Annotated in this window: 7 protein-coding genes; 1 reads left to right on the forward strand and 6 read right to left on the reverse strand. The window is 27.4% G+C overall.

What is annotated here, in order from left to right:
- Window positions 1-18 precede the first annotated feature (18 nt).
- Entirely contained in the window at window positions 19-771 is a 753-nt protein-coding gene (repA, locus tag D9V72_RS03105) for a plasmid replication initiator RepA (RefSeq protein ID WP_158355450.1), read from the reverse strand.
- Between the two features lie 145 nt (window positions 772-916).
- On the reverse strand, window positions 917-1,420 hold the full coding sequence (locus tag D9V72_RS03110) for a TIGR00645 family protein (RefSeq protein ID WP_158355452.1): 504 nt from the start codon (window positions 1,418-1,420) through the stop codon (window positions 917-919).
- Between the two features lie 317 nt (window positions 1,421-1,737).
- Between D9V72_RS03110 and repA (D9V72_RS03115) the strand changes: the two genes are divergently transcribed.
- Window positions 1,738-2,589 carry a plasmid replication initiator RepA gene (gene repA, locus D9V72_RS03115; protein ID WP_158355454.1) on the forward strand — a complete coding sequence of 284 codons (852 nt, stop codon included), beginning with the start codon at window positions 1,738-1,740 and terminating at the stop codon, window positions 2,587-2,589.
- 326 nt (window positions 2,590-2,915) lie between these two features.
- Here repA (D9V72_RS03115) and leuD read toward each other — a convergent pair whose 3' ends face one another.
- From leuD to leuA, 4 genes are read right to left on the reverse strand one after another with little or no spacing between them, the layout of a single operon-like run.
- Window positions 2,916-3,539, reverse strand: coding sequence for a 3-isopropylmalate dehydratase small subunit (gene leuD / locus D9V72_RS03120; protein WP_158355456.1), 624 nt, complete (start codon window positions 3,537-3,539; stop codon window positions 2,916-2,918).
- Between the two features lie 11 nt (window positions 3,540-3,550).
- Window positions 3,551-4,957, reverse strand: coding sequence for a 3-isopropylmalate dehydratase large subunit (leuC, locus tag D9V72_RS03125; RefSeq protein ID WP_187308309.1), 1,407 nt, complete (start codon window positions 4,955-4,957; stop codon window positions 3,551-3,553).
- Window position 4,958: 1 nt separating this feature from the next.
- The gene (gene leuB / locus D9V72_RS03130) at window positions 4,959-6,050 is read right to left on the reverse strand and encodes a 3-isopropylmalate dehydrogenase (RefSeq protein WP_158355460.1); all 1,092 of its coding nucleotides are present in this window, start codon (window positions 6,048-6,050) and stop codon (window positions 4,959-4,961) included.
- Between the two features lie 50 nt (window positions 6,051-6,100).
- Window positions 6,101-7,651, reverse strand: a complete 1,551-nt coding sequence (gene leuA / locus D9V72_RS03135; protein WP_158355462.1) for a 2-isopropylmalate synthase — start codon at window positions 7,649-7,651, stop codon at window positions 6,101-6,103.
- Window positions 7,652-7,718 lie beyond the last annotated feature (67 nt).

Consider the following 7,718-nt stretch of genomic DNA (forward strand, 5'->3'; position numbering starts at 1 on the left):
TTGTTGTATAAATTTATTTTATGATTTTTTTTTATGTAAATTACACAAATTCTTATATTCAATATCTATCTTTTTTTTAAGACCCTTAGGACCTATTTTTGTTAATTCACTAGCAGTATAATAACTAATCAAAGCGTTCAAAATTTTTTTTCTAGCTGATCCTTCATCCAACTTTGATATGACCTTTATATCTAAAAGAGAAAAAAATATTTTTTTCTCACCCACCTTCAGTTTTTCTGATAACTCCATTTTGTTAGATAAATAATTATTTATTTTCGATTTTGGAATATTGCATAACATAAAAAACATAGGAGTTAAAAAAATTTTTTTAGGTATGTAATTACTAATGGATTTACTCTTAATTTTTTTACATTTAATAAAACCCATGGGTTCTAAAAATTCATTTATCAAACGTGAAGCACGAGTAATAGATTTATTACCAGAATCGGAAAAAGTAGACAATCCACATTCATCTGCTAATTTTTCAATAGAAGCCTCAACTAATTTAGAATTAATATTAAAATAATATAACATCGCAGGTACTATAGCCCTCATAGCACATGCTCGATGTTTATTTAATCGTCTGAATCTAGTTAAAATATTGCCAGTTTTAGGATCTATAGGCAATAAAGTGCTATTTAACTTGCTTCTAGCAACATCTATTTCTGATGCCTTTTTCATTGCATAACAAATAAATGCAGATCTTTTTTTCTCATTTTTAGACGGATTGAAAAATGGTTTTGGATTATATATATAATTTTTTCTAGGCACTAAATACACTTGATTAAAAGGGTAAAATATATTTTTTAAAAGAAGAATTTTGATAAATAATGTATATATTATACTAATCAGATAGTAAATATTTTTTAATATATAACATTAATACAAAAAAATTTCAAATTTTTGTTTTTTCAAATTAATGAAGAGTATGTTTTTTTTTGCTCATTTTATCAATATAAGCCATTCCAAAAGCAGATAAAACAAAAGTCAAATGAATTATAACACATAGCATGATTTTATTATCTAATATTTTTTCCGCTTCCATAAAAAGACGCAAAAGATGAACAGAAGATATCGCAACTATTGATGAAGCTACTTTATTTTTTATAGAATTTACATCCATAGTACCCATCCAACCTAATCTTTTTTGATTATCCTGTATGTCCATTTTAGAAATAAAGTTTTCATATCCAGAAAACATAACCATTACTAATAGACCCCCTACTAAAGCAATGTCAATTAATGATAACACGACTAAAACCAAACCTGATTCCGACATAGCTACAATATCTGGCATAATAAAAACAATTTGTTGAAAAAATTTTAACGTTAATAAAACAAATCCAAACGATAGACCTACGTACACAGGAAACATTAACCAACGAGAAGCATAAATAGTTTTTTCAATAATTCTTTCCATTTTTTTTCCTAAAATAATTTTTTAATGACAAATATTTTTTTAAATATAAATTAAATTTATAAATATATTTTTAGTAATACAAAAAGCTCAGATATTTTTAAAAATTTGATAAGTTGTTCTTGAAAAGAATTAAAATATATGTTAAGAATGTCTTTACTTTGTATAAATTATATTTATTCATAAAAAAAAATAAAAGTAAAGTATATATTCTCAAATATAAAAAAATATAAAAACATCAAAAATATAAGGAAGAAATTGATTTTATATTTGTAAATATATAAAAAAATTAACCTATCTACTATTTTAAGTATCGTTTTATGACATTAAGAAAATCTTACATACATAATCCCAATCCATGTTTTACACCACCCAAAAACAATAAACGCAGACCTTCTTTTATTTGTTACGCAATGAAAAGGGCATCAGAAATAGATGTTGCTCGATGTGAATTAAATTATATTTTACAAGTTAAAAATATTAAAATCGGGTTTCCCTTAAAAAGATTTAGAAGATTAAATGAACATCGTGCATGTGCGATGAGAGCTATGGTTTTAGCTATGATTTATCATTTTAATATTTCTTCTGATCTAGTTCAGGCATCTGTCGAACAATTATCTGATGAATGTGGTTTATCTACTCTATCTAAAGCAGGTAACAAATCTATCACCCGTGCTTCTAGATTAATTACTAATTTTATGGAACCCATGGGTTTTGTTACTTGCAAAAAAACATGGGATAAAATATTAGGTAATTACATGCCTAAAATAATCACACTTACGCCATTATTTTTCATGTTGTTCGGTGTTTCTGAAAAACAACTAATAAATGCTAAAAAACAACAATTAGGATGGATAAATAAAAATCTTACTAGTAAGGGCTTTAAACCCATAACTATGATTGATGCGAAAAGACGTTCTAAGGACACTCAAATTAAAAATATTTTCAAATACAGAATTTCTAAACATGCTTTTTATAAGAAAAAAAGAAATGCGCAACGGTTAATTTCATTAGATGAAAAGGAAGCTAGACAAACAATTCTACGTGCTTTAGTAGCTAAATATTCTATTAGTGAGCTAACAAAATTAGGTCCTAATGGATTAAAAAAACAAGTTAATATCAGTTATTATTATTTACGTAAAATAGCTACAAATACATATCCTGATAACTAAAAGTTTTTTAAAAAATTATTTTAAAATATGCGTTCATTCGTAGGAATACCCCTTTTTAAAATTTGTTTCAATCTTATTTTTTCCTGTTTTTTCTTAATTAAATAATTTTTATTCGATTTTTAATAAAAAAACTTTATTAAATTCAGTAATTTTTTTATTAAAAATAAAATAAATGCATGTTGTTTTTTTTGTTAAACGCTTCTTATGTAATAAATGCAAAATAACATTGTTTTAAACTTATATAAAAAGAATAAGTAAAACATATTAAAAAAAATAGCGAAATTTTTATATGTAAAAATTTCGCTATTTTTTTTACAAAATATCTCTTAAGATTTAAATTCTTTTCTTTTCATAAGAAAATCAGATATACCGTTTTCATAAGTTTCTATATCTAATAAATGCTTCATAGTTAAATCAATATTATCTAAATTATTCAACAAACAAAAACGTTGAAAATCATCTATTTTAAATAAAAAAACCATCCCGTTTACAGAAATTGTTTTATCTACTAAATTGACATTAAAATTAATACCCTTATTACCCCTTACAATATCAAAAAGAACACCCATTTCACTTTCGCTTAATGTGATTAAAAGAAGTTTATTATTAAAACTATTACTATAAAAGATATCAGCAAAACTAGGTGCAATTATTACTTTAAATCCATAATCTAATAAAGACCACACAGCATGCTCTCTTGATGATCCACAACCAAAATTACACCCTGTCAACAAAATACTAGCACCCCTGTAAATTTTTTTATTCAAAATAAATTGATCGTTTTCTATCATTTGATTTGTATCAAGGAAACGCCAGTCATGAAACAAAAATTTTCCAAAACCAACCCTATTTACTCTCTTTAAAAATTGTTTAGGAATAATTATATCAGTATCTATATTAGATACATCTAAAGGAACAACGACACCTGTATGACCAGTAAATTTAAACATTTTAATTACTCTCATTTATTGTCTAAATTTCTAACATCAAAAAATTTACCATATATTGCCGCAGCAGCAGCCATAATAGGACTTACTAAATGTGTTCTACCCCCCCTACCCTGACGACCTTCAAAATTTCGATTACTAGTAGATGCACAACGCTCTCTGTCATTTAATTTATCCTTATTCATACCTAAACACATGGAACAACCAGGCAAACGCCATTCAAATCCTGCATTAATAAATATTTTATCTAATCCTTCGTTTTCAGCTTCCCTCCTGACTAAACCTGAACCAGGAACAACAATAGCTTGAACATTTTTAGAAATTCTTTTATTTTTTAATATCTCTGAAGCTGCCCTTAAATCCTCTATTCTTCCATTAGTACAAGAACCAATAAAAACTTTATCAATAGTAACATCTGTTAAATAAGTGCCTATACCTAATCCCATATATTTGCAAGCAGATTTTGCTAAATCTTTTTTTGTTAAATTACTAAAAATATTAAAATCTGGTATTTTCTCATCAATTGAAATTACCTGATCAGGATTAGTACCCCAAGTAATTTGTGGCGAAAGATTTGATATATCTATATTTATAACTTTATCAAAAAAAGCACTTTCATCAGATTTTAAATTTTTCCAAAAATTTAATGCTCTCTCCCAAAACAATCCCTGGGGTACATACATTCTATTTTTTAAATATGTATACGTAATTTCATCTGGTGCTATTAAACCTGATTTTGCACCCATTTCAATTGCCATATTACAAATTGTCATTCTTTCTTCCATATTCATCTTTTTGATCGCACTTCCACAAAACTCAATTACATATCCAGTACCGCCTGATGATCCTAATTTCCCAATAATAAATAAAATTACATCTTTTGCAGTAATAAATTTTTTCATATCTCCTGTAATTTCTATTTTCATATTTTTAAAACGTTGTTGTTTCAATGTTTGAGTTGCAAGAACATGTTCTACTTCTGAAGTACCAATTCCAAAAGCTAATGCACCAAATGCACCATGAGTAGACGTATGAGAATCACCACATACAATTGTCATACCAGGTAAAGTCATACCCTGTTCAGGACCAATTACATGAACTATCCCCTGATTAGGATTTTTTATGTCATATAATGATATGTTAAATTCATTACAATTTTTAATTAATTGTTCCATCTGTATTTTTGCCATTGATCCAGATGCATTAATATCCTTGCTTTTTGTAGAAACATTATGATCCATGGTAGCAAAAGTTTTTTTAGGTTGCCTGACTTTTCGATTTTTATCTCGTAATGAATCAAAAGCTTGAGGTGATGTAACTTCATGTAGCAAATGTAAATCTATGTATAAAAGGCATGTATTATCTCCCTCTCTACAAATAATATGTGAATCATATATTTTATCATACAAGGTTTTTTTCATTTTATTCACCATTAACTAAAGAAGAAACAATAGCATCGCCCATTTCATTTGTTTTTAAAAAATAGTTATTTTGAGATATATCTAAAGTTCTATAACCTTTTTTTAATACACAACTTACAGCACGCTCAATTTTATCTGCTATCTGAATTAAATTCATTCCATATCTTAACAACATAGAAAGAGAAAGAATCTGAGCAATTGGATTAGCAATATTTTTACCTTCTATATCAGGTGCAGAACCACCTGCAGGCTCATATAAACCAAAGTTTTTTTCATTTAAACTAGCTGATGGTAACATTCCAATTGAACCAGTAATCATAGCGCATTCATCAGATATGATATCTCCAAAAAGATTAGAACATAACAAAACATCAAATTGATTAGGATCCTTTATAATTTGCATTGTAGCATTATCGATATATAAATGAGATAAATGAACATCTGGATATTTCTTAGAAACACTACTAACTACCTCTCTCCATAAAACAGAACTCTGAAGAACATTAGACTTATCTATAGAACAAACTTTTTTTCTTCTAGAACGAGCTAGATCAAAAGCTAAATTAGCAATACGTATAATCTCGTGCTCATAATAAATTTCTGTGTCAAAAGCATATTTCATATCATTTTTTTCAATATAACCCTTAGGTTCACCAAAATAAATTCCACCTGTTAATTCTCTAATGCACAATATATCAAAACCATTTTTTACAATATTAGAACGAAGGGGAGATAAACATGTGAGTTCTGGATATAACTTTGCTGGTCTTAAATTAGAAAAAAGATTGAAATGTTTTCTTAAGGGCAATAAAGAAGCTCTTTCAGGACGTTTTTCTATAGGAAGTTTATTCCATTTTTTACCGCCTACAGAACCAAATAAAATTGCATCAGAATTTTCACATCCTACTAATGTACTATGTGGCAAAGCAACACCTTCACGATCAATAGCTATACCACCAATATTAAATTCGTTTATTTCTAAAGATAAAAAAAACTTATCTTTTAAAACATTTAAAATTTTGTATGCTTCTCGCATAACTTCAGGACCTATTCCATCACCAGGTAATACTGCAATGCGGTATTTTTTCTTCATAAAAATATTTTTCTCTCAAATTAAATTAATTTAATAATTTTAAATATGTTTTATATTTTTTTTAAATTTTTTAATTTTTTATTAACTTGTTTTGCTTTCCATATATTATTTAATACATTAATCATTGCCTGAGCTGATGATTCAATAATATCAGTAGCTAAACCCATACCATGAAACTTTCGTTTTTCATATTCTACTAAAATATCTACTTGACCTAATGCATCTTTACCCTTACCTTTTGCTATAAGTTGAAATTTTTGTAATATTATAGGAAAACGCGTAATTCTATTTAATGCTTGATAAATAGCATCAACTGGACCATTTCTTGTTGTAGATGATTCCGTGTAAATTTTTTTTCCACATAATAATTTAACTGAAGCAGTAGACAAACCATTAGAAATAGATTGTACGCTAAAAAATTTCAGAGAAAAATGTTCTAATTCATCTTGTTGTTTATTAATAAATGCTAAGGCTTCTAAATCATAATCAAAAACTTGACCCTTTTTATCAGCTAAATCTAAAAAAGCAGTATAAAGCTCATCTATGTTATAATCACTTTTTTTATAACCCATTTCGTCCATGTAATATTTCACTGCAGCTCTACCAGATCGAGAAGTTAAATTAAGTTTTACTTCTTTTAAACCAATAGTACTAGGTTCCATAATTTCATAATTTTTTCTATTTTTTAAAACTCCGTCTTGATGAATACCAGAAGAATGGGCAAATGCATTACTACCTACTATAGCTTTATTAGATGGAATCGGCATATTACAAATTTGACTGACAATCTGACTGGTACGATAAATTTCTTTATGGTTTATATTAGTAAAAACACCTAAAATATCTTCTCTAACCTTTATAGCCATAATTACTTCTTCTAATGCGGTATTCCCAGCCCTTTCACCAATTCCATTTATAGTTCCTTCTATTTGTCTAGCACCTGCTTGTATGGCTGATATTGAGTTCCCTACAGCCATCCCCAAATCATCATGACAATGTACTGAAATTATAGATTTATGAATATTTGGTACACGATCAAATAAATTTTTAATAATAGAGGATAACTCGTTAGGTGTGGTATATCCTACTGTATCAGGAATATTAATTGTTTTTACACCTATTTTTATTAATGTTTCTACAATACGACATAAATTATCTATTGTAGTTCTACTTGCATCTTCACAAGAAAATTCAATATCATCTGTATAACGCAAAGCTCTCCTTACTGAAAAAATGGCCATATCTATTATTTCACCGAAATTTTTTTTTAGTTTAGATTTCATATGAAGGATAGAAGTAGCTAAAAAAAGATGGATTCGAAAAGAATTAGACAACGACATAGCTTCCCCAGCTGCGTCAATATCTTTTTCTACACAACGCGCTAAACTACATATTCGACTGTTTTTAATATGTTTAGATATAGTTTGAACTGATTTAAAATCTCCAGGTGATGAAATAGGAAATCCTATTTCCATAATATCTACCCCTGACTTTTCTAGCGCTAATGCGATTTGCAGTTTTTCTTTAACACTAAGACTTGCTTGTAATGCTTGCTCTCCATCACGAAGAGTTGTATCAAAAATAATAACTTTTGAATTCATAAAATTTTTCTCAAAATAGGGAGGGTGGTTATATGTTTTATACTAATAAAATAAATTTATACAACAA

The organism is Buchnera aphidicola (Macrosiphum gaurae) (assembly GCF_005080965.1).
GTDB lineage: Bacteria > Pseudomonadota > Gammaproteobacteria > Enterobacterales > Enterobacteriaceae > Buchnera > Buchnera aphidicola_S.